Origin of the sequence: Veillonella parvula (assembly GCF_018378075.1) — a bacterium.
Taxonomy (GTDB): domain Bacteria; phylum Bacillota; class Negativicutes; order Veillonellales; family Veillonellaceae; genus Veillonella; species Veillonella parvula_K.
On the sequence record NZ_JAGZYE010000008.1, the window covers coordinates 26,229 to 49,470 of the forward strand.

25 protein-coding genes and 8 tRNA genes are annotated in these 23,242 nt (G+C 41.3%); 31 read left to right on the forward strand and 2 right to left on the reverse strand.

Features of this window, described 5'->3' with window-relative positions; translation table 11 throughout:
* Positions 1-78 precede the first annotated feature (78 nt).
* The 8 genes from KH286_RS07805 to KH286_RS07840 all read left to right on the forward strand — a co-directional run bounded on the left by KH286_RS07805 (position 79) and on the right by KH286_RS07840 (position 718).
* Positions 79-153, forward strand: a tRNA-Gly gene (locus tag KH286_RS07805).
* Positions 154-158: 5 nt separating this feature from the next.
* Positions 159-234, forward strand: a tRNA-Asn gene (locus KH286_RS07810).
* Between the two features lie 3 nt (positions 235-237).
* A tRNA-Lys gene (locus KH286_RS07815) sits at positions 238-313 on the forward strand.
* A gap of 5 nt (positions 314-318) precedes the next feature.
* Positions 319-393: transfer RNA gene (locus KH286_RS07820), tRNA-Glu, on the forward strand.
* 5 nt (positions 394-398) lie between these two features.
* Positions 399-474, forward strand: a tRNA-Val gene (locus tag KH286_RS07825).
* Between the two features lie 3 nt (positions 475-477).
* Positions 478-552 (forward strand) — tRNA-Gly (locus KH286_RS07830).
* 7 nt (positions 553-559) lie between these two features.
* Positions 560-635, forward strand: a tRNA-Asn gene (locus tag KH286_RS07835).
* 8 nt (positions 636-643) lie between these two features.
* A tRNA-Glu gene (locus tag KH286_RS07840) sits at positions 644-718 on the forward strand.
* Positions 719-732: 14 nt separating this feature from the next.
* On the opposite strand, the gene KH286_RS07845 is transcribed toward KH286_RS07840, so the two are convergent.
* Positions 733-972: a YnfA family protein gene (locus KH286_RS07845; RefSeq protein ID WP_423838150.1), complete on the reverse strand. Its 240-nt coding sequence runs from the start codon at positions 970-972 to the stop codon at positions 733-735.
* 222 nt (positions 973-1,194) lie between these two features.
* A complete protein-coding gene (locus KH286_RS07850) occupies positions 1,195-2,094 on the reverse strand; it encodes a LysR family transcriptional regulator (protein WP_004695178.1) in 900 nt (299 codons plus the stop codon).
* Positions 2,095-2,391: 297 nt separating this feature from the next.
* Here KH286_RS07850 and rpsD point away from each other — a divergent pair, with 297 nt between their 5' ends.
* From rpsD to KH286_RS07965, 23 genes are all read left to right on the forward strand, one after another.
* A complete protein-coding gene (gene rpsD / locus KH286_RS07855) occupies positions 2,392-2,979 on the forward strand; it encodes a 30S ribosomal protein S4 (RefSeq protein WP_008602541.1) in 588 nt (195 codons plus the stop codon).
* 214 nt (positions 2,980-3,193) lie between these two features.
* Positions 3,194-3,634 (forward strand): 50S ribosomal protein L13, encoded by a 441-nt coding sequence (rplM, locus tag KH286_RS07860; protein WP_227037376.1) that lies wholly within the window; start codon positions 3,194-3,196, stop codon positions 3,632-3,634.
* 20 nt (positions 3,635-3,654) lie between these two features.
* Positions 3,655-4,047: a 30S ribosomal protein S9 gene (rpsI, locus tag KH286_RS07865; RefSeq protein ID WP_004695188.1), complete on the forward strand. Its 393-nt coding sequence runs from the start codon at positions 3,655-3,657 to the stop codon at positions 4,045-4,047.
* 187 nt (positions 4,048-4,234) lie between these two features.
* On the forward strand, positions 4,235-5,026 hold the full coding sequence (locus KH286_RS07870; RefSeq protein WP_004695189.1) for an enoyl-CoA hydratase: 792 nt from the start codon (positions 4,235-4,237) through the stop codon (positions 5,024-5,026).
* A 170-nt stretch (positions 5,027-5,196) separates the two neighbouring features.
* A complete protein-coding gene (gene pgl / locus KH286_RS07875) occupies positions 5,197-5,952 on the forward strand; it encodes a 6-phosphogluconolactonase (RefSeq protein WP_077707619.1) in 756 nt (251 codons plus the stop codon).
* A 36-nt stretch (positions 5,953-5,988) separates the two neighbouring features.
* Entirely contained in the window at positions 5,989-6,231 is a 243-nt protein-coding gene (locus tag KH286_RS07880) for a Sec-independent protein translocase subunit TatA/TatB (protein ID WP_008602548.1), read from the forward strand.
* A gap of 14 nt (positions 6,232-6,245) precedes the next feature.
* Positions 6,246-6,554: a heavy-metal-associated domain-containing protein gene (locus KH286_RS07885; RefSeq protein WP_278451806.1), complete on the forward strand. Its 309-nt coding sequence runs from the start codon at positions 6,246-6,248 to the stop codon at positions 6,552-6,554.
* A 68-nt stretch (positions 6,555-6,622) separates the two neighbouring features.
* Entirely contained in the window at positions 6,623-7,066 is a 444-nt protein-coding gene (locus KH286_RS07890) for a cupin domain-containing protein (RefSeq protein WP_278451807.1), read from the forward strand.
* Positions 7,067-7,082: 16 nt separating this feature from the next.
* Positions 7,083-8,486: a DASS family sodium-coupled anion symporter gene (locus KH286_RS07895; RefSeq protein WP_008602554.1), complete on the forward strand. Its 1,404-nt coding sequence runs from the start codon at positions 7,083-7,085 to the stop codon at positions 8,484-8,486.
* Positions 8,487-9,021: 535 nt separating this feature from the next.
* Complete coding sequence (gene ilvD, locus KH286_RS07900; RefSeq protein ID WP_278451808.1) at positions 9,022-10,692, forward strand: dihydroxy-acid dehydratase; 1,671 nt, start codon at positions 9,022-9,024, stop codon at positions 10,690-10,692.
* Positions 10,693-10,734: 42 nt separating this feature from the next.
* Positions 10,735-11,958, forward strand: a complete 1,224-nt coding sequence (ilvA, locus tag KH286_RS07905; RefSeq protein WP_004696872.1) for a threonine ammonia-lyase — start codon at positions 10,735-10,737, stop codon at positions 11,956-11,958.
* An 18-nt stretch (positions 11,959-11,976) separates the two neighbouring features.
* Positions 11,977-13,686, forward strand: a complete 1,710-nt coding sequence (gene ilvB, locus KH286_RS07910; protein ID WP_038125703.1) for a biosynthetic-type acetolactate synthase large subunit — start codon at positions 11,977-11,979, stop codon at positions 13,684-13,686.
* Positions 13,686-14,174, forward strand: a complete 489-nt coding sequence (gene ilvN, locus KH286_RS07915; protein ID WP_278617807.1) for an acetolactate synthase small subunit — start codon at positions 13,686-13,688, stop codon at positions 14,172-14,174. The genes ilvB and ilvN overlap by 1 nt, the downstream gene beginning before the upstream one ends.
* 11 nt (positions 14,175-14,185) lie before the next feature.
* Complete coding sequence (locus KH286_RS07920; RefSeq protein ID WP_008714969.1) at positions 14,186-14,971, forward strand: ABC transporter ATP-binding protein; 786 nt, start codon at positions 14,186-14,188, stop codon at positions 14,969-14,971.
* A gap of 141 nt (positions 14,972-15,112) precedes the next feature.
* Positions 15,113-16,120 (forward strand): ketol-acid reductoisomerase, encoded by a 1,008-nt coding sequence (ilvC, locus tag KH286_RS07925; protein WP_004695212.1) that lies wholly within the window; start codon positions 15,113-15,115, stop codon positions 16,118-16,120.
* A 173-nt stretch (positions 16,121-16,293) separates the two neighbouring features.
* A complete protein-coding gene (locus KH286_RS07930) occupies positions 16,294-16,755 on the forward strand; it encodes a DUF3290 family protein (protein WP_008602566.1) in 462 nt (153 codons plus the stop codon).
* A gap of 12 nt (positions 16,756-16,767) precedes the next feature.
* Positions 16,768-17,472 carry a DUF421 domain-containing protein gene (locus KH286_RS07935; protein WP_278617808.1) on the forward strand — a complete coding sequence of 235 codons (705 nt, stop codon included), beginning with the start codon at positions 16,768-16,770 and terminating at the stop codon, positions 17,470-17,472.
* Positions 17,473-17,587: 115 nt separating this feature from the next.
* Positions 17,588-19,315: a TIGR03960 family B12-binding radical SAM protein gene (locus KH286_RS07940; protein ID WP_278617809.1), complete on the forward strand. Its 1,728-nt coding sequence runs from the start codon at positions 17,588-17,590 to the stop codon at positions 19,313-19,315.
* A gap of 9 nt (positions 19,316-19,324) precedes the next feature.
* Positions 19,325-20,179, forward strand: coding sequence for a polyphenol oxidase family protein (locus tag KH286_RS07945; RefSeq protein WP_155086561.1), 855 nt, complete (start codon positions 19,325-19,327; stop codon positions 20,177-20,179).
* 176 nt (positions 20,180-20,355) lie between these two features.
* Positions 20,356-21,042: a YggS family pyridoxal phosphate-dependent enzyme gene (locus tag KH286_RS07950; protein ID WP_021148483.1), complete on the forward strand. Its 687-nt coding sequence runs from the start codon at positions 20,356-20,358 to the stop codon at positions 21,040-21,042.
* A gap of 53 nt (positions 21,043-21,095) precedes the next feature.
* Positions 21,096-21,593 carry a cell division protein SepF gene (locus KH286_RS07955; RefSeq protein WP_004695224.1) on the forward strand — a complete coding sequence of 166 codons (498 nt, stop codon included), beginning with the start codon at positions 21,096-21,098 and terminating at the stop codon, positions 21,591-21,593.
* 26 nt (positions 21,594-21,619) lie between these two features.
* Positions 21,620-22,414, forward strand: coding sequence for a pyrroline-5-carboxylate reductase (gene proC, locus KH286_RS07960; protein ID WP_038125708.1), 795 nt, complete (start codon positions 21,620-21,622; stop codon positions 22,412-22,414).
* Between the two features lie 2 nt (positions 22,415-22,416).
* Positions 22,417-23,202: an RNA-binding protein gene (locus tag KH286_RS07965; RefSeq protein ID WP_008714983.1), complete on the forward strand. Its 786-nt coding sequence runs from the start codon at positions 22,417-22,419 to the stop codon at positions 23,200-23,202.
* Positions 23,203-23,242 lie beyond the last annotated feature (40 nt).

A 23,242-nucleotide genomic window follows, 5' to 3' on the forward strand; every position in this document is an offset into this window, starting at 1 on the left:
ATATGGCAGTCAGGATGGACTTAATTCATCCTTGACGACAGATTGATAATTATGTTATAGTAATTATCGGTTCTGTATGCGGGAATAGCTCAGCGGTAGAGCACCGCCTTGCCAAGGCGGGGGTCGCGAGTTCGAATCTCGTTTCCCGCTCCATACATTCCTCGATAGCTCAGTCGGTAGAGCAATCGGCTGTTAACCGATCGGTCGTAGGTTCGAGTCCTACTCGAGGAGCCACTTGACTCACTAGCTCAGTTGGCAGAGCACCTGACTTTTAATCAGGGTGTCCCGCGTTCGAGTCGCGGGTGAGTCACCATTTCTGGCCCGTTGGTCAAGCGGTTAAGACACCGCCCTTTCACGGCGGTATCCCGGGTTCGATTCCCGGACGGGTCACCACATATGGACGATTAGCTCAGCTGGGAGAGCGCCTGCCTTACAAGCAGGATGTCGGCAGTTCGATCCTGTCATCGTCCACCATTTGCGGGAATAGCTCAGCGGTAGAGCACCGCCTTGCCAAGGCGGGGGTCGCGAGTTCGAATCTCGTTTCCCGCTCCATAAACATTCCTCGATAGCTCAGTCGGTAGAGCAATCGGCTGTTAACCGATCGGTCGTAGGTTCGAGTCCTACTCGAGGAGCCATTTTTATTGGCCCGTTGGTCAAGCGGTTAAGACACCGCCCTTTCACGGCGGTATCCCGGGTTCGATTCCCGGACGGGTCACCACATGGACGATTAGCTCAGCTGGGCCATCCCCAGAGAATAGAGAGGGCAATGAATACACCGCCATAGGCGGCGTAAACTTTACCAAAACTAGCTTCTGGTTGAAAGGTAGGGATAATACCGTATAAAAATAATATAAATGCACCTGCGATCAGGTAAATCGGTCCTTTGTCATCGCGCATATAAAGCCATACGAGATAGCCACCACCGATTTCCGCAAGTCCTGCCAATATAAAGAAGAGAATAGATAAGAGCATAGTAACCTCACTGTATTCTTGCAGTATTAATTGAAATCTATTCTCTATTTTACAACCTGAGTTAGAAGAGAGCAATTATTTTATACCCTTAGACTATTAACTGTTTAGAATGAAAGAGAAAATTTACTTAAATATAGATTTTAGCAGTGATGGAATTGAGTCGTGTTGTAAATATAACAAAACCCCGTACACCTAAAAAAGTATACGGGGTTTTGTTATTTTTTATAAACGTGGTGGTGATTCGCTTTGTACATAATCCATGAAGGTATGCATGGTTTCTGTTTTAGAATTGTTCTTCTTAAATGCGAAACACACTTGAAGTTTGAATGGTTTTTCTAAAGGTACAAAGCCATCATTGATATTTAAGGAACTTAAAATTTGACGTGCTACAATGCAGCCAGATTTATTCTTTTGACAATAGTCAATCATTGTATATGGATTGGACAGGCGACTACCGCGGATATGTAGGTTTTGCTGACCGTTTCCAACATAGTTTTTTAATGTGCGGTACATAAAGTATTTAGGAGGATACATGAGCAATGGTTGCTGCTGGATAGCTTTCAAACTAGCCGTTTCCATACCGTTCACTAAGTTTGGCGCATAGTATACAAACTCATCTTCTCTAAGTGCAGTGGATTCGTATGCAGACATATCCTTATTGTTTGGCAAATAGAGTAATGCAATGTCGATGCGATTTTCGCGCAAGTCGAGCATCAATTCTTCTTCCTCCATGTCGTAAATACTGACAGAGAATTCAGGATGGTTTTGGAAGAAGTGGGATACGTAACCATTTAGACGGATATCCCCGAGACTACGTAATACGCCAATGTTTAGAATTGGTCGTTCAACCTTGCTGGCCAAACGAATGGATTGGATCGCTCGTTCCAATGTGTCGAGAACTTGTTCTGCTTCTGGTAGAAATAACTCACCTTCTGGTGTTAAACGGCTACCTCTTGTAGAACGGGAGATTAATTTTACACCAACTAAACGCTCTAATTTTTTCATTTGAGCGCTGAAAGCTGATTGTGTAATATTCATAGATTGTGCTGCTAATGTAAAGCTTCCTGTTTTATTATAGGTAATAAAACTTTGTAGCTCTTGCATTGTAGGTAACTCTTTCATGCTATTCCCCCAATTTAGTTATAAGAATCCAATGATACCTATTACCTTACTTATTCATATTGTAGCATACTATAATTGATTTTTCATCTAAATCTATAAAATATGATGAAACATGCACAATCGATATAGAGAGTAGTATTATCGTAAAAAAGTGTAATCAAAAAATGTGATTATGCACTTATTTCAATAACTTTCACAAGTATCGATAATTGACATAAGTAGATGAAAATGATATTATACTTGGGTACCATTATGTGTAGGTACAAGTTTATTTTAATCTTATGAGGTGATAATCACATGGCAACGAGAAGAGAGGCTCGATTCAAACTTTGTCGTCGCTTTGGTGTGAACGTATTCGGTCACGCAAAAGCCTTGAATCGCGTCAAAAAAGACCAACGTCAGAAGAAAATGTCTGAGTATGGCACACAATTATTAGAAAAACAAAAAGTTAAAGCTTACTACAACTTGCTAGAACGCCAGTTCGTACGCTATTATGATAAAGCGAAAAAAATGCAAGGTGTTACAGGTCAAAACATGTTGATCCTTTTGGAACAACGCCTTGATAACCTTGTATATCGCATCGGCTTCGGTAACTCCATTCGTCAAGCTCGTCAAATGGTAAACCATGGCCACATCTTGGTAAACGGTCGTCGTGTAGACATTCCTTCCTTCTCCTGCAAACCAGGCGATGTAATCGAATTACGCGAAGCATCTCGTGACAACGAAATGTTCAAAACTAATTTCCAAGAACTTCGTTCTTTCGAACTTCCTTACATTGAAAAAGACTTGGACGGCTTCAAAGCTACTTTCACTCGTCTTCCTCAACGTGAAGAACTTCCTATCGAAGTTAACGAAACACTTATCGTCGAATTGTACTCCAAATAATTTGGCGCTTTTGGGAAAACCACTCAGAATTGGGTGGTTTTTTCTTTATGAATATTAGTGTCAAAGGGCTATGACAGTGCAAAAAACAATTGACATAGACAACCAAAATCTGTATACTATTTTGAGTAAGCTTTAGTCGTGTTTCCATTAGCCCCGGAAGCAAAGGACAAGCTGATTTTGGTAGAATTATGACGTTATTAGGAGGATATGCAGCATGAAAACTACATATATGGCCAATCCGAACACAATCGAACGGAAATGGTATGTTGTTGACGCTGAAGGTAAAACTTTAGGACGCCTTGCTGCCGAAGTTGCAAAAGTTCTTCGGGGCAAAAATAAACCAACTTTCACACCACACGTAGATACTGGTGACCATGTGATCGTTGTAAACGCAGAAAAAATTCGCGTAACTGGTAAAAAATTGGAACAAAAGGAATACTTCCGTCACTCTGGTTACCCAGGTGGTTCCCGTTTCACTAAATTGTCCATGATGCTTGAAAAACAACCTGAACGTGTTGTTGAAATGGCAGTTCGTGGCATGCTTCCAAAAAACAAATTGGGTGCACAACAATACCGTAAATTAAACGTATACGCTGGTCCTGAGCATCCACATACAGCTCAAAAACCAGAAGTGTTAGAAATTTCCGTACGATAATCTAGAGGGAGGAATATATAATGGCAGTAGCACAATATTACGGCACTGGTCGTAGAAAATCTTCCGTTGCTAGAGTTCGTCTGGTACCGGGAACAGGTAAAATCACTGTTAACAAACGTGAACTTAATGATTATTTCGGTCGCCAAACTTTGGAATTGATCGTAAAACAACCTTTGAACTTGACTAACACAGTTGAACAATACGATGTTATCGCAACTGTAGCTGGTGGTGGTCCTTCCGGTCAAGCTGGTGCAATTCGTCACGGTATCTCCCGTGCGTTATTGGACGTAGATGGCGAACTTCGTCAATCTTTGAAAAAAGCTGGCTTCTTGACTCGTGACCCACGTATGAAAGAACGTAAAAAATACGGTCTTAAAAAAGCCCGCAAAGCAAGCCAATTCTCCAAACGTTAATATTTGGAATACAGGGTATTACACCTGCAGACAATGTCTGCAGGTGTTTTTGCATTATTAGATAATTTTTAATACTCAAGTCAGTTTAATTTTCATTCTTTCATTTACATCTATATTTAATTCTCCTATAATAGATATATAATAATCGAATTTTTTCGAAAATAGATTTTTATATAGGAGAAATCATATGATTTATAATACAATTCAGTACGTAGTGGACAACGGTATTGGTACGTTGACCTTTAATCGGCCAACCGTAGCCAATGGTTTTAATATCGAGATGTGCAAGGAGATCCTTGAGGTCTTAGATAAAGCTCATAATGATGAAAGCGTGCGTGCATTGCTCATTAATGCAGAGGGTAAGGTATTCTCTGCGGGTGGCGATTTAACAGAGATGGAGCGCGCTGTAAACGAAGGGGATACTGAGTCTTTATTTGAAATTGTTGAGCTGGTAGCTGAGATTTCTATGGCTATGAAGAAATTACCAAAACCTGTTATCATGAGCCTTCAAGGTGCTGCAGCAGGAGCGGCATTTAATATGGCTTTGGCAGCGGACTTTGTTGTGGCTGCTAATAACGTACGCTTTATTCAAGCCTTCGTAAATGTAGGTCTTGCTCCTGATGCGGGCGGGTTATTCTTGTTAACTCGCTCTATTGGTATGAATCGTGCTATGCATATTGTCATGACCGGTGAAGCCGTATCTGCTGAAAAGGGTAAGGAACTTGGCTTTGTGTATAAGGTTTGTGAATTAGAAGATTTAGAGACTGCTACAAGACGCCTTGTTGAGAAATTGGCAAAAGGGCCTGCACAATCTTACCGCGTTATGAAGGAAATGATGTGGAATAGCTTCTTAGCGGGTTGGGAAGAGTACAAGAAGTTTGAAGTAGAAAACCAATGTGCATTAGGTCTTTCAGAGGACTTCAAAGAAGGAGTCCGTGCTTTCACAGAGCGTCGCCGTCCTAAATTTGGTCAACAATAATATTGATTTATGAATATACGGAATGGAATTTCCTGTAATTCATAGGTAAATACAAATATAATTAGAACCGATGTGGCTCCAACTATTGAGTTGCATCGGTTTTGCTTTCATTACACAGAAAAAGTGTATATAATAGAACTATTGAAATAGTTTTAGGAGGTCATTATTACATGGCTCAAGATACAATTAAATGTTATGACAGCCCTAGCGATGTAGTTCAAGCATTGGCAGAGGATTTTATTGCTTTCACCAACGAGGAAATCAATCGCACTGAAACGTGTGTTGTTGGTATTACGGGCGGGACTGTTATTAATGGTTTATTAGAATTGCTTAATTCCCCAGAATATATAGAGCGCCTCAATTGGGAACGCATATTCTTTGTGTGGACTGATGAGCGATTCTTACCGCAATCTCATGAGGATAATTACTTCAATCGCGTGAAACCTTATTTGTTGTGTAAGGCGAAAGGGGCGGCTCATTTCTTGCCAATCAATACAGATTCTAAAACTGTAATAGAAGCGGCAGCGGAATACGAGAAAGAGGTTAAGAATGTTCTCAAGGCTTGTAAAAAAAGTGGCCTAGATTTGGCATTGCTCGATCTTGGCGAAGATGGTCATACAGCCGGTCTATTTGCAGGTTCTCATGCATTGCGTGTCACAGATCAAGACGTGGTAGCTGTTGAGGATGGAAAGGTGTGGGAACGTATTTCTATGACCTTTTCGTTCTTAGCAAAATCTGATGCGGTTTGGTTTACCGTAACTGGTGAAAGTAAGCGAACTGCTTTGACAAAGGTATTGTATCAACGCGAAGATTACGAGGATTTACCTTGGGAAAAACGCATTGGTCGTGTATTGCCTGGAGCGGTGCTTTCACAAGAAGCTATGACCTGGTATGTGGACAAGGCAGCCTATGATGATGTACACTAAAGAGTATAAGTAGTAGTAAAAATAAAGGAGATACATATGGGGTCTATAGGAACACCTGAATTAATAGTTATATTAGTGATTGCTCTAGTTATCTTCGGACCTGGTAAATTGCCTGAAGTCGGTAAAGCTATTGGTAAAGGCATCAATGAGTTTAAAGATGCTATTTCGGGGCCTAAAAAGGCTGTTGATGAAACGAAAGAAGCCGTTAAGAAAGCGACTACTATCGACGTAACAGCAGGGGCTAAGAACGACGATAAACATAAAGAAGCTAAGGATTAATAGGAGGTAACACTATGTGCAAAGATTGTGGTTGTGGCGAAGATAATGGCGTTGTAACAAAGGTATTTACTGTACCGGGGATGATGTGCAACAACTGTAAAGAAACAGTTGAAGGTGCATCTCTAGGTTTGCCTGGCGTATTAAGTGCAGAAGTAGATTTGCCAGAAAAGACAGCTACCGTTTCTCTTGATCCAACAAAAGTATCTGTAGAAGTTATTACAAAAGCCATTGAACGAACTGGCTTTGAAGTGACAGGCGTTGCAGACGGTGTACAAAAACATAGTCATGGATTACTAGGCACTTTGAAACGTCTCTTCAAATAATCGAACCGATGGAGCTGTATTGAAACCTTGTTTCGATGCAGCCCTTTTTTGTTTAAAGAGGTAATACGATGATACGTAAGTTTGATGCTAAAAATTTTAAGTGGAATGGTATTGAAACCTTGGTATATAAACAAGATGGTAGTCCTTTTAAAGATGTAACACGTCAAGTATTATATGATGGTGCTTATGATATTCCGTGTCAATTCCGCTATTTTGAATGTTTGCCAGGGGGATATTCTACCTTGGAGTATCACGATCATACGCATATGGTTATGATATTTCGCGGCAAGGGGCAAGTCTTATTGGGCGATGAAATCCACGATGTAGAAACTGGTGATTTTATCGAAATTCCAGGCAAAACAATTCATCAGTTCCGTGCTAATAAGGGCGATTATATTGGTTTTCTTTGCTTGGTAAATCAAGATCGAGATAAGGTAAAATTATTATCCCCTGAAGAGATGGAAATGTTACGAGCAAATCCTAAAATCAAAGAATTCTTGGAAAGTTGTTAAGCCTGATGGAGGTTCTATGAATACTTTTACACGAGCGGCCCTTACCGTTTTAGTGGGCCTCGTTATTTGGTTTTTACCTCATACAGAGGCAATCAAGCCTGAAGGTTGGCATTTATTAGCTATCTTTACGGCTACTATTGTGGGCTTTATCTTACGTCCCTGGCCAACGGGTATTATGGCGCTTTTTGGTATTGTTGTAGCCGTAGCCACTAATTCCATCACTATGGTACAGGCTCTAGGTGGCTATGCAGAGGCGAATGTGTGGCTTATCGTAGCGGCCGTATTCTTTTCACGAGGTATTATTAATTCTGGCCTTGGTAAGCGTATTGCGTACACCTTGATTCGCTCTTTTGGCACAAGCTCATTAAAGCTTGCCTATGCGTTGGCTTGTACGGACTTGATTATTTCTCCAGCTACACCATCTAATACGGCGCGTGGAGGTGGTATTGTATTCCCCATTGTACAAAATATTTCCTTAGCTTTTGGTTCTGAACCTTATGGTAATACGGCCCGCCGCATTGGGGCGTACTTGATGACGACGGCACATACTATTAACACTATTACTGTGACGATCTTCTTGACCGCATGTAGCGGTAATTTGCTTATTACGTCTTTAGGTGCTAAACTGTTTGGCTATGATATATCTTGGTGGGAATGGTTCCAAGCAGGTGTCATTCCTGGTGTGATTTGTATGATTTTGATGCCTTGGTTTATCTATAAAATCTATCCACCAGAAATCAAGGAAACACCAGAGGCTGCTGTAATGGCTCAAAAAGAACTAGATGCTCTTGGACCTATTACGAAGGCTGAAATTTCTGTTGCTATTATCTTTGTACTTTGCATCTTGCTTTGGGCTACAGCAATTTGGACTAAGCTTCATCCTACAGTAGTAGCGATGATGGGGGTTCTGGCGTGTGTTGTGACTGGCTCTCTTACTTGGGAGGATATTTTGGGTGAACGTACCGGTTGGGATATCCTTATCTGGATGGGTACGCTTGTGGGCATGGCTGGGCTGCTTGGTAAACTCGGTGTAGTTGCTGTGTTTGCAGACTTTGTAAGTCAACATTTAGCTGGCTTTGACTGGTTCTGGGCATCCTTTATCATTTCCGCTACCTTTGTGTACTCTCAGTATTTCTTTGCCAGTGGTACGGCGCGTATTACAGCTTTATTCTCCGCCTTTGCAGCCATTTTAGTGGCGATGGGGGCTCCTATTCCGTTTACGATATTGCTCTTTGGTTTGATGAACAGTCCTGGCTGTACATTGACTCATTATAGTTCAGGTGTAACACCAATCTTCTTCGGTGCTGGCTATGTGCCACAAGGTACATGGTGGCGCGTAGGTCTTGCCATTTCCGTGGTGAGCTTCCTCATTCATTTCTGGGGCGGCACTTTTGGCATGTGGCTCTTTGGTATTTTATAATATATTCAATCCCTCACTACGGTGAGGGATTTTTCTTGTTATATCTATATTTTTTATACCTTACTAGGTTTGCTATAGTTTTTGGGTATGGTGAACTTCATAAAAAAACTATGATGAATCTATAGAATTTATTGTGAATTATCTTGCGCGGGATAATATAACGTGTTATTATTATTCCGTGATTATTATTACAGAATATTTTAGGAGGAAACATGTTAGGTTTAGTCATTAGCTTATTGATTATTGCGCTAGTCGTGATTATTAATGACATTCGAATTATGAACAACAACTTAACACGTTTTTGTCTTAGAAGTTCCGCGAATGGTTTAATATACAATCAATAAGATTTGACTATATGGTTTGTTTCTTATGTGTATATTTTCCAAGGGGTACATAGGATTATTTATGTATATAGGAATTCTGTAAACAAAAGGAATATCATTTGTAAACTTTTAAGACGATTCATTGGAATCGTCTTTTTTTATGCGTCGTGAAAGCTGTCCAAGTGGATGCTTTCAAAAGTGAGGAGATTAACATGAGTTGTAGAAGTGACAATTTGAAAACAGGCGTAGCACGTGCACCACACAGATCTTTACTAAAAGCTCTAGGTTTTGTTGATGAAGAAATGGGTAGACCAGTCATCGGTATTGCCAATTCTTTCAATGAAATTATCCCTGGTCACGTAGGCCTGAAAAATATTGTACAAGCCGTAAAAGACGGTATCCGCAACGCAGGTGGTGTGCCAATCGAGTTCAATACTATCGGTATTTGCGATGGTTTGGCAATGAACCATATCGGCATGAAATACTCCTTAGTTACACGTAATATCATTGCAGATTCCATCGAAGCTACTGCTATGGCTACACCATTCGATGCGATGGTATTCATTCCAAACTGTGATAAGGTAGTGCCAGGCATGTTGATTGCAGCTGCGCGCCTTAATATCCCATCTGTATTCGTATCTGGTGGGGCTATGCTTGCTGGTGTACATAAAGGTAAAAAAATTGGTTTGTCCGACGTATTCGAGGCCGTAGGCAAACATCAAACTGGTGAAATGGATGATGCTGAGTTAGCTGATATCGAAAATACGGCATGTCCTACATGTGGCTCTTGCTCTGGTATGTATACGGCAAATACAATGAACTGTTTAACAGAAGCTCTCGGTATGGGTCTTCCAGGAAATGGTACAATTCCAGCGGTATATTCTGAACGTTTGCGCTTAGCAAAATTAGCGGGTATGCAAGCGGTAGAGGTATTAAAAGCAAACCTTCGCCCTAAAGATATTATGACTCGTGAAGCCTTTGAAAATGCGGTAGCTCTTGATATGGCTTTGGGTGGCTCCTCTAATACAGCGCTTCATTTACCGGCTATTGCTCACGAAGCAGGTGTACCATTATCCTTAGACGATTTCGATCGCATCGCCCAAACTACACCTCAATTATCTAAATTATCTCCATCTGGCGTATACTTCATTGAAGACTTGTACGCTGCAGGTGGTGTATCTGCCGTGTTGAAACGTTTAGCAGAAAATGGTCGCCTTCATACAGATTGCAAAACTGTTGCTCTTAAAACACAAGGTGAAATTGCAGCGGCCGCTCATGTTGTGGATGAAGATGTTATCCATCCATGGGATAATCCAGTACATGAAACTGGTGGTATCGCGGTTCTCAAAGGTAACCTTGCTGTAGATGGTTCCGTTGTAAAAGCCGGTGCCGTAGATGCAGATATGCTTGTTCACTCTGGTCCAGCAAAGGTATTCAACAGCGAAGAAGAAGCGGTTGAAGCTATTACGGGCGGTAAAATCGTAAAAGGTGATGTTGTAGTTATCCGCTACGAAGGCCCTAAAGGTGGTCCTGGTATGCGTGAAATGTTGACCCCAACATCTATGATTGCTGGTATGGGTCTAGATAAAGATGTAGCTTTGTTGACAGATGGACGCTTCTCTGGTGCGACTCGTGGTGCATCCATAGGACATGTATCTCCAGAAGCAGCTGCAGGCGGTACCATTGCTATCGTTGAAGATGGTGATATTATCAACATCGATATTCCAAACGGTAAATTGGAACTAGCTGTATCTGATGATGAAATCGCTCGTCGTAAAGCTGCATTGAAACCATTCAAATCCAATGTAACTGGATATCTTAAAAAATACGCTCTTCACGTATCCTCTGCTGCACAAGGTGCTATCGAAGTATTTGAAGACTAATACTCGACTTTCATTTAATACTAACTAGAGGAGACCGTGTATATGTATAAGTTATATGATTTTATGGAGGCTCGTGAGCGCTTGAGCACAATCACTGTGAAAACGAAGTTACTTCATAGTGATGTGTTTTCTGACGAGTGTGGCAATGATGTATACATCAAGCCAGAAAACTTGCAAATAACAGGCTCATTTAAGGTTCGTGGAGCCTATAATAAAATTGCAAAACTAACAGAAGAAGAAAAGGCGCGCGGTGTTATCGCTGCGTCTGCCGGTAATCATGCACAAGGCGTGGCCCTTGCTGCGAAACGTCTTGGCATTAAAGCGACTATTGTCATGCCGAAACATACACCTCTTATCAAGGTGAATGCTACAAAACAATATGGTGCAGATGTTGTACTATTTGGCGAGATTTATGACGAAGCCTATCAAAAGGCGATGGAGTTGCAAAAAGAACACGGTTATGTGTTCGTTCATCCGTTTAATGATGAAGATGTAATAGAAGGGCAAGGTACGATTGCCCTTGAAGTTCTTGATGAATTGCCTGATGCGGATATTTTGCTCGTTCCTGTTGGGGGCGGTGGTATCGTATCTGGTATTGCGGCTGCTGCGAAATTAAAAAATCCCCGCGTTAAGATTATCGGTGTAGAACCAGAAGGTGCAGCGAGTGCCCTAGCTGCCTTAAAGGCTGATCATCCTGTACCTCTCGATGAAGTGGCGACGATTGCAGATGGTACGGCAGTACGTCAAATTGGAGAAACTACATTAGAATATATCAAGCAATATGTAGATGAAATTATTACCGTTTCTGATTATGAATTGATGGAAGCATTTTTATTGCTTGTTGAAAAACATAAGTTAGTAGCCGAAAATTCTGGTATTTTACCACTCGCTGGTCTTAAGAAATTAGAGTGCCGCGACAAAAAGGTGGTAGCTATCGTCAGCGGTGGTAATATCGACGTACTTACTATATCGTCCATGATTAATAAAGGTCTCGTATTGCGTGGTCGTATCTTTACCTTCTCCGTTAATCTTCCTGATAAACCAGGTCAATTGGTTGCGGTATCTCAAATGCTGGCGGATGCAGATGCAAATGTTATTAAACTCGACCATAATCAGTTCAAAAACCTTGACCGTTTCCATGAAGTGGAATTGCAAGTAACGGTAGAAACAAATGGTGAAGAGCATATCCAACACATTATTGATACTTTCAAACATAATGGTTACATTATTAAACGTTTAAATTCCAGCGAAATATTGTCTGAATAGCTGGTTGAAAGGGTTCCTATGAGCGCAGAAACAATCAATGGGGCACGCATTGTCCTTGAAACATTGCATCGCTTAGGCGTAACCGATATGTTCGGTTATCCAGGTGGCGCAGTAATCCCAATTTATGATGAAATTTATAGCTTCCCTGAAATTAAACATTACTTCGTCCGTCATGAACAAGGTGCAGCTCATGCGGCAGATGGCTATGCTCGCGTATCTGGTCGCGTAGGTGTATGTCTTGCTACGTCTGGTCCTGGCGCAACGAATCTTGTAACAGGTATTATGACTGCGTACATGGACTCCGTACCTATGGTGGCCATTACTGGTCAGGTTGGTCGCCCTTTTATCGGTAAGGACTCCTTTCAAGAGGCGGATATCCAAGGCATTACGATGCCTATAACCAAGCATAACTATCTTGTTCAAGATATTCATGATTTGCCTCGCATCATTAAAGAGGCGTACTTTATTGCTGGCACAGGTCGTCCAGGCCCTGTACTCATTGATATTCCGAAGGATATTCAAACCGAAAAAATATCCATGGCGGAATACAACAAATTGTACGAAGTACCTATTCATCTTGAAGGCTATGATCCAACCTATAAAGGTCATCAAGGTCAAATCAAAAAAGCAGCTACTCTCATCAAAAATGCAAAGCGTCCACTTATTATTGCTGGGGCAGGCGTATTGAAGTCTGGTGCTATGGATGAGCTTAAAGAATTAGCTGAAAAGGCTCAAATCCCAGTGACGAATACATTAGTTGGCCTTGGTGGCTTCCCGGGAGATCACGAATTGGCCCTTGGTATGGTTGGTATGCACGGTTCTGTTGCAGCTAATAATAGTACAGATGAGGCTGATCTCGTGATTGCTGCAGGGATTCGTTTCCATGACCGCATCACAGGCCATCCAGACTTCTTCTGTAAAAAAGCTAAAATCATCCATATCGATATTGACCCAGCTGAAATTGATAAGAATGTTACAATCAATGTGCCTATCGTAGGGGATTTAAAACAGGTATTAACGGAGCTTAATGCTCTTGTAGAACCTACAACGCATGAAGCGTGGCTTGAGCAAATCCGAGAATGGCAAGCGGAATACCCTATGGTGATACCTGAGTCTAAAAATGGTGTATTGCATGCACAATATGTGTTATCTGAGCTTAATAAAATTGCCAAGGATGATGCCATAATCGTAAGTGATGTAGGCCAACATCAAATGTGGGCGGCTCAATTCTTAACTCATAAAAAACCTCATACTATCGTTACCTCTGGCGGTGCGGGTACCATGGGGTATGGCTTGCCGGCGGCTATCGGTGCTCAAGTAGGGGCGCCTAAGAAACAAGTTATCCTCGTTGTCGGTGATGGTGGATTCCAGATGACTTGTGAAGAGCTCATGATGGTGCGCCAATATAATTTGCCAATTAAGATTGTTATTATTAATAATGGCTATCTTGGTATGGTTCGTCAATGGCAAGAAATATTCAATAATAGACGCTATTCCTATGTGGACTTAGAAGTGAGTCCGAACTTCTTGAAACTCGCAGATGCATTTGACTTGAAAGCAGCTCGTCTAGATAATGTTGAAACTTTCAATAAAGAATTTAAATCATACATTACATCGGATGAAAGCATTGTCTTGGATTGTCGCGTTGAACGAGAGGATAATGTATTACCAATGATTCCAGCAGGCGGCACGATAAGCGGTATGATGGGGAAGAAAGGGGTGCTATAATGGCGAAAGAACATCAAGTCTTAATCATTGCAAAAAATGCACAGGGTATTGGTACACGTATCTTGGCACTCTTTAACCGTCGTGGCTTTAACGTTACAAAAATGACATCTGGCATTACAAATCAGCCAGGTTATGCACGTATTACTATTACTGTAGAGGCCGATGACCGAATTCTCGATCAAGTGCAAAAGCAAATCTACAAGCTTATCGATGTTGTTAAGGTTAAAGTGTTTGAAGATCATGATGTGGTATGCCGTGAGTTAATGCTTATCAAGGTAAAAGCATCTGCTTCTACAAGATCACAAATTGTACAGATTGCCGATGTATATCGTGGTAATGTGTTAGATATTTCTCCTACATCTATGATCATTGAAGTCATTGGCAGTGTAGAAAAATTACGTGGCTTCATTCAAATTATGGAAACTTATGGTATTCTTGAAATTGCCAAAACAGGTATCACCGCTATGAGCCGCGGAGAAAAAATGTAGGAGTTGATAACGTGGGGCGTGAATTACTCCATTATGAAAATGTCTGCTTTCGCCGTGATGGTAGACCTATTTTAGATAATGTAAATTGGCATATAGAGGACGGTGAACATTGGGCTTTATTAGGGCTTAATGGGGCTGGTAAATCGACGCTGCTCAGCATGATACCTGCTTATCAAATTCCCACAACGGGTACTTTACGTGTGTTTGGCAAGGAATTTGGTAAATATGCGTGGCCCAAAATCAAGGCTAGATTAGGATTTGTTAGCTCTGCGCTTGGACAATTTCAGTCAACCTTGGATAAACAAGTCGTTGAAGATATCGTTATTTCTGGTGCATTTAGTAGTATTGGTATATACCAAGAGGTAGCACCTGAGGTGCGCCAACGAGGTATGCAATTATTATCTGAATTTGGACTAGACTATTTGGAAGGTCATCGTTTTCGCACCTTATCTGCTGGCGAACAGCGCCGGGTATTGTTAGCGAGGTCTATTATGGCAAATCCAGAATTATTGATTTTGGATGAGCCTTGCTCTGGTTTGGACTTACCAGCGAGGGAGCAGTTTTTACGCACCGTATCCACTTTGGTAGCTGAGCAGCAGACACCGATTATCTATGTGTCACATCAAATTGAAGAGATACTATCGTTTATTACTCATGTAGCTATCTTGCGAGAGGGTAAGATGATTCATGCAGGTCCTAAACACAAGGTACTAACTGATGATATTTTATCTGATGTCTTTGGACTTTCCGTACAAGTTGTATGGAAAGATGATCGTCCATGGGTGATGGTTCGCTAGTTATCAAATTTTTTTATCAGAGGCTTAAAACTCGGCTTACTGATACTAAATTAATGTACGCCACATCTTGCAAAAATTTGTTAGATTGTGTACAGTATATATAATCTATATTCTATTGAATATGTTTGGAGGTTGTCTAATATGGCAGGTAAAATTTTAGGTACTACAGTTTATTATGATGCAGATTGTAATTTAAGCAAATTGGAAGGCAAAAAAATTACAGTGTTAGGTTACGGTTCCCAAGGTCATGCTCATGCATTGAACTTGAAAGAAAATGGTATGGACGTAACAATTGGTCTTCGCGGTGGTTCTTCTAGCTGGAAAGCGGCTGAAGAAGCAGGTCTTACAGTAAAAGAAACTGCAGAAGCCGTTAAAGGCGCTGATATCGTTATGGTATTGATTCCAGACGAATTGCAAGCAGACGTATATGCACAAGATATTGCTCCAAACTTGAAACAAGGTGCGTACTTGGCATTTGCTCATGGCTTTAACATTCACTTTGGTAAAATCGTACCTCGTGAAGACATCAATGTATTCATGGTAGCTCCTAAAGGTCCTGGTCATTTAGTTCGTCGTACATACCAAGAAGGTTCTGGCGTTCCTTGTTTGTACGCTGTAGAAAAAGACCCATCTGGCGATACTGAAGAAGTGGCATTAGCATGGGCATCTGGTATCGGTGGTGGCCGTTCTGGTATTTTGGAAACTAACTTCAAATCCGAAACTGAAACTGACCTCTTTGGTGAACAAGCTGTATTGTGTGGTGGTGTTACTGAGTTGATCAAAACTGGCTTTGAAGTATTAACTGAAGCTGGTTATGAACCTGTTAACGCTTACTTCGAATGCTTGCATGAAATGAAATTAATCGTAGACCTTATCTACGAAGGTGGCTTCCAAAAAATGCGCCACTCCATCTCCAACACTGCTGAATACGGCGATTACCATGCAGGTCCTCGCGTAATCACTGCAGATACTAAAAAAGCTATGGAACAAATCTTGGCGGATATTCAATCTGGTAAATTTGCTGATGAATTCTTAGCAGATTCTAAAAATGGTCAAAAATTCCTTAAAGAACATCGTGAAGCAGCTGCTAATCATCCAATTGAACCAGTTGGCGCAGAACTTCGCAACTTGATGAGCTGGTTAAAATAAGAGTATTACTTAGGTAATCTTTTGTGAGATTATATGCTTATTAAAAGCGACCCCGTAAGGGGTCACTATTTTTTATCTTTTCTTACATTATTTTGGGCCATCTTGACGATTACATCGAAAATATTGGAATCAAATATGGTATAATAAAAAGTAATATTTGAAAGGAGTGTAGCATGGATTTTTACACATTAGCCTATGTTGAAAGTCAGGCTGTAATAGGTCAAACTTGGGGCTTTATTATAATTGTAGCTGTTCTGTTAGCATTACTCATTTTGGGAGTACAAGTATTGCGAAATGGTTTTACTAGTCGCTATCGTGACCTGATGATTATATTGTCTTTAATCGTAGTGTTCTTCTTAGGGCTTGAATACCAAGAGTATAATCGGATGAAAACCTATTCTGAGGACTCCTCTCGTATGGCTCAATTTTTACATTCTTTTAGTTCAGATCGTTCCGTACCGAGCGACCAATTGGCGGTTAACTCCTTAAAGATTCGTAATGGTATGATTTTAAAAGTAAGTGACGCTTACTATGAGGTTCAATTTAATCCAGAATTTTCAACCTATACTATTACACGTGTTTATAAGGTAAGCCCTATAGATCGAATTCACGATAAAGAGGATGCATTACAATAAGGAGGACCACATATGACAGAAGCTATGGCCGTCTATGGGATGGTCTTTGCAAAACTCGCCATCGGTCTCTTGGCGATTATTTTACAAATCAATTTAATGGGTAAGGGCAATTTAGCCCCAACCTCTGCCTTAGATCAACTGCAAAACTACGTACTTGGTGGTATTATCGGTGCCATTATTTACAATGATCAAATTGGTATTTTACAATTTATGTTAGTCCTTATTTTATGGACTATCCTCGTAATGACTCTTAAGTTTTTAAAAGGGAATCTTCGTATTTTTAAAGCAATTCTTGATGGTCATCCAGTTATAGTAATCGAAAAAGGTCATATTCTAACAGAAGAATGTATGCGTTATGGTATACAAGCGGCTGAACTTAAATTAAAACTTCGTGCTGCCGGTGTTCAATATGTTACGGATGTTAAGCGTGCCGTATTGGAGCAAAACGGTCAGCTCAACGTGGTTCAATTCGGTGAAGATAATATCCGATTTGATCTTATCGATGATGGTCAAATTAATCAGTTTACCCTCGATGTAATTGAAAAAGATAGAGAGTGGCTTGAACAAGAAATCCAAGCTCAAGGATACTCTGTTAAGGATATATATATTGCAGAATATAAAGATGGAAAAGTTGTTGTATATCCTTATGATAAAAGAGAGAGACCTAATTTAGTAAGCTCTATAAAAAATAAGACTAAGAGCAAATTAAAGCTTTAATATATAGCTTGGAATATGAAACGTATAAATCTATTAACATTTTAATAATAGATACATAGTATTTAGTTTTTATTAAGCCCACTATTCGTAGTGGGCTTATATAGAAAGGAAATTAGTGAATCGTAAAGATTTAATTGATCGATTACAAGAATTATATAAAGATGAAGATAGCCGCGTAACTGTAAATCCTCATGCGGAGCAAAAGGTAGCTATCGTCTATCCAAATACATATTTTGTAGGTATGAGTAATCTTGGGCTTCATATTATTTATGAGGAAATTAACTTACGAAATGATAGCGTATGTGAACGTATTTTCTTGCCTGAGAAAAAGGAATTGGAAGCTTACGATAAGACTAAGACTCCACTCATGAGTATTGAAACACAGCGGCCTATGCATCAATTTGATGTAGTGGCCTTTGATGTCACCTTTGAAATGGATTATTTCCATATTCCATTGATGTTGCGCCATGGTCGTGTACCTATTATGGGGAAAGACCGCACCGAGTTTGACCCTATTGTTATAGCTGGTGGCCCTTGTGCGACCTTTAATCCAGAGCCTTTTGCTGATTTTATTGATGCTTTCATTATCGGTGAAGGGGAAGGCATCGTTAGTCGCGTCCTAGATATCATTCGAGATGGGAAAATGGAGGGTCTAGATCGCCATGCTATTTTACGTCAGTTAGCGGATGTATCAGGTGTGTACGTACCGTCCTTATATGTACCCATCTATAGCGAGGACGGTAAATTCAAAGGCTATGATATTACAGAGGGCGTACCTAAGAGGATTAAACGTCACTTTGAAATGCTTACTAGCGGTGGTGAAACGGTAGTGGCTACGAATTATACTGAGTTTGGTGCTATGTATATCATCGAAGTAGCCCGTGGATGTGGTCGTCATTGCCGATTCTGTATGGCTGGGTATTGTTTCCGCGTACCTCGTGTACGTCCTTTAGACATTTTGAAAGAAGGCGTAGAGCGCGCAGAAAAGCTAGGTAAAAAGGTAGGCCTCATGGGCGCTGCTATTTCGGATTATCCTGAGGTAGATGAGCTAGTTAATTATATTCGCTCTAAAGATATGCGTTACTCTTGTGCATCCTTGCGTGCTGACTCGTTAACACAAGCCGTGGTGGATGGACTAGCAGATAGTGGACAAAAGACGATTACCATTGCACCAGAAACGGGTAGTGAACGGTTGCGTCGCGTCATTAACAAGGGTATCAGTGAAGAGCATTTACAAAATGCAGCCACTTTATCTGCAAAGTCAGGTATTCAGCATATGCGCTTGTATATAATGATTGGACTGCCAACGGAAACCGATGAAGATATTGAGGCTATTGTAGGTCTTGCGGAGAGAACACAGGCTCATATGGCTGAGGTAGGCTGTAAAGGTCGTTTGACGCTCAGTATTAATCCGTTTATTCCTAAGCCTTTTACACCATTTCAATGGATGGCCATGGATAATCAAAAAACGGTGGAGAAAAAATTACAATATATAAAGAAAGCATTGCAAAAGAATCGCCGCATCGAAGTTCTCGTAGAGTCTCCTAAAGAGGCGTACATTCAAGGAGTTCTCGCTCGTGGAGATCGTCGTTTAGGTGCTGTTATTGCAGCATGTGCAGCCGATCGGGGCAGTAAATCTTTTAAGTCCGAAATGAAGGCGGCTGGCCTGGATATGGACGATATGAATTATCGCGAACGCAGTTTTGATGAATTCTTGCCGTGGAGCCATTTAGACATGGGGATGCAGGAGGGCTATCTTGAAATGGAATGGCAAAGATCCCTTGATGAAGCATATACACCTCCATGTGCAGCAGGTTGTAAACGCTGTGGTGTATGTAAATAGGAGTAATAGATGAATCAATTTGTAAAACGTATAGATGTGAAAGGTCCTCATGGTATATGGTCTTATGAGACGCCAAGCTGGAGTGAGCGATTTCCTATTGTTATGGGCGATACCTATCGTCATGGTGGCGTATCTAAAGCCCCTTATGAATCATTAAATCTAGCTTTTCATGTAGGCGATGAAGCTCAGAGTGTACGAGAAAATCGAGCTATTGTTGCGAAATATTTAGGTGTTGAACCAAACCGTATTTCTTGTGGCAATCAAGTCCATGGTTTAAAGGCTGTAGAAATCACAGAAGACCTTATTGGGGCCGGTGCTTTTGGAGAAGATACGGCCATCAATGATTGTGATGCGGTATTTACAAATCTACCTCATGTGCCATTATTTCTGTTCACTGCAGATTGCGTTGGCGTAGGCATTTACGATGCCAAACATCATGTGATTGCAACGGCACATGCAGGTTGGCGTGGTGCCATTGGCCGCTTACCAGTACTTACTATTGAGGCCATGAAAGAGGCTTATGGGACCGAGTTCAAAGATTGCTATATATATCTTGGGCCTAGTATTGGACCAGAGTCCTTTGAAGTAGATGTAGAACTAGGTAAACGCTTTGAATTAGCCTGGAGAGATATGACAGACCGAGATGCATCTGATGTTGTCAATTATCCTGGCGATAAATTAGACAAGGCTTATATCAATTTATGGAACTTTATTGGTGAGGATCTCCTTGTAAATGGCGTTCCTCCAGAGAACATTACAATTGGTGGTACCGATAGTGTAAGTGAAATAGACTGTTATTCTTATCGTCGAGAGGCAGGCCTAACAGGTCGGATGGCCTTATTTGCGATGTTACAAGACCGATAAAATTCGACTTTCACAGGAATCATAATAAAGTATGATATTTTAAGTATATACATGCTTTGATTTGTGGAGGGAATAAGCCCTAAATCATGTACATTTGACCCTAAATACTATATAATAGAATAGTCTATACAAATATATTTGATGATTATGATATATAGATTGAAGGGGGCATTCACGTGATTGAAGAATCCCTACACGCTATACAGCAGCGCATGGCCAATGCTATGGCGCGTGTTGGTCGCGTAGATACAGCATTATTAGTGGCGGTTACAAAGAACCACCCTGTGTCGGCTGTGGAAGAGGTCGCACGGCTCGGTGTCACTCATGTAGGGGAAAATCGAGTACAAGAGGCCAAAGAAAAACAGCTAACCTATAAGGGGCCACAATTAACATGGCATTTGATTGGTCATTTACAGGTCAATAAGGTGCGCCAAGCGGTTCCTATGTTTGATTTAATTCATTCTGTGGATAGCCGTAAATTATTAGATGAAATCGAAAAGGTTGCTGCAAAGCACGACAAGATACAAGATGTATTGCTGCAAGTCAATGTGGCCCGCGAAGCTTCTAAAACGGGAATGACCGTTGAAGAGTTTCCAGAAATACGAGACTATGCAAAAACATTGCCTCATGTACGCGTAAGGGGCTTGATGTGTATGGCGCCATTTTTCGATGATCCACAGGAAGCTCGTCCAATCTTTCGCGTAGCGAATGCCTTGTTTGAGGATATGAAACGCTACTTTGAAGAAGGGCAGATTCAATATTTATCTATGGGGATGACTCACGACTTTGAGGTCGCTTTGGAAGAAGGGGCTAACATCGTTCGTGTAGGCACAGCAATTTTTGGGGAACGTGTATATTACTAAGGTTCGGGTTACCTGATAATCGGAAGCGTTAATTGTATTAGGAGGAAATCCAAATGGCATTGGGAGATTATTTAGACAAAGCAAAAAACTTATTCTTAGGCAGAACTGATGATGACTATGAATATGATGATTACGAATACGAAGATGAAGAGGAATACGAAGCTGAACCTACCCCAGTAGCAACAGCGGCTCCCGTGTCCGGTGCATCTGAATTTCATCCACGCAAGGTAGGAGGCCAATCTACGATGACACAACGTCCAACAGCTATGAAAGTAGTTGTAATTGAACCAAAAGTATTTGAAGATTCTGAAAATATTACACATCAATTGCGCGACATGCGTCCTGTATTGATTAATTTTGAAAATACAGACCCTCATGAAGCAGCTCGTATTGTAGATTTCGTATCTGGTGCGACCTATGCATTGGATGGCAAATTGGAAAAAGTAGGTAAAGACATTTTTATGTGTGTACCTGTAAATATTTCCATTGATTATAATGACAATGAAAGCAACACAACTGAGCAAAACGAATATTCTTGGGAAAACAAATAATCTCTCTATAAATGGTGGTGATAACTATGTTAGGTAAAACCCTATGTATAGGCGTTGGCTCAATGGGGGGCGCTCTATTGCGCGGTGCATTACAGCATGGTGTGTTGAAAGCCTGTGATACACACATTCTAGTGCGTCGCGAAGAACAATGTAAGGCTCTTGCAGAGGAGCTTGGTGTAGTAGGTTTTACTACATTGCCTAATGTAAACGAGTACAACACTATTTTATTGGCTGTAAAACCACAAGTGTTACCATCTGTGTTAGAGACTTTAAAAGAAGTACCTTATGGGACTGTTATGATTTCCGTTGCCGCTGGCGTCACATTAGATACTCTTGATGCGGCGATTCCACAAGCTAACTGGTTTAGAGCTATGCCAAATACACCGGCTTCTATCGGTGCGGGCATGACGGCACTTGCCGGGGATGATGTGAATACTGACTTAGGTCGTGCTGTACAAGCCTTATTTGAGGCTGTAGGCGAGGTAGCAGTGGTGAGCGAAGCCGATTTAGATCGCTTAGGCGCACTATCTGGTGCGGGCCCTGGCTATATGTTTGTCATCCTTGATGCATTGGCTGATGCGGGCGTTCGCATTGGTTTGCCACGTCAGTTGGCTATAAAGGCAGCGGCTCAAACGATGTACGGTGCAGGTAAGATGGCTCTTGAAAGTGGCAATCATCCAGCGGTACTACGAGATCAAGTGACAAGCCCTGGTGGCACCACCATTGCGGGTATTGGTGCCATGGAAAAAGGTGGACTTCGCAGTTCTCTCCAAGATGGCGTAGTAGCATGTCTTGCTCGGTCGAATGAGTTGGGGAAATAATTTTGGCAGATACTAGTAAATTAATACGATATTTCGAGGCCAGTGGCAGTGGCGAGGAAGCTCGTCGCATGCTAGATTTGGCTGAGCAGGTCGTAAAAGGTCGCCCATACCGTGTGGCGGATTTTACGAGTCCTGCAGGCCTTGTTATTGCAGATGCTATCAAGGCTAATTACCCACAGTTAACAGTTAAAACTGACGGTGGCTATGAAGGGGCGGAACGTATTCGTATCGCTTTTGTAGACAGCGATTTTAACGGTACTGTGGATATGGGTATTCGCGCTCTTAAGGTGAATTGGGACCCTCGGTTCCGATTGCTCACTCACCGCGATGTGCTAGGCTCCTTGATGGGCCTTGGCATTGATCGCTCCAAATTTGGGGACGTTATCGTCCAGCAAGGGGGCGCTCAGATTATGGTGGATGAAAGCGTGGCTGATTTCGTAATTCAAAACTTTACGAAAATTGCTATGGTTTCTGTATCTGTAGAGACTATTGAGTTATCAGATATTGCACCAAAAGAAGAAAAAATTAAAGAAGTCCGTACTACAGTCGCTTCCTTGCGCTTAGATGCGGTAGCAAGCTCTGGCTTTAGTGTATCTCGCACTAAATTGGTGAGTGCTATCAATGCGGGCTTATTACAAGTAAACTGGCAACCAGCTAAGGGGGCATCCCAAGAGGTTAAAGAAGGGGATGTCATTTCCATGCGTGGTCGTGGCCGAATGAAGGTAGAAGCTATTACAGGTACCTCTCGTAAAGGGCGTATCGGCGTATATCTGAAACGATTTATGTAGGCAGTTGAAAATCGGCTTGACCATCAAGCCGATTTTTTTG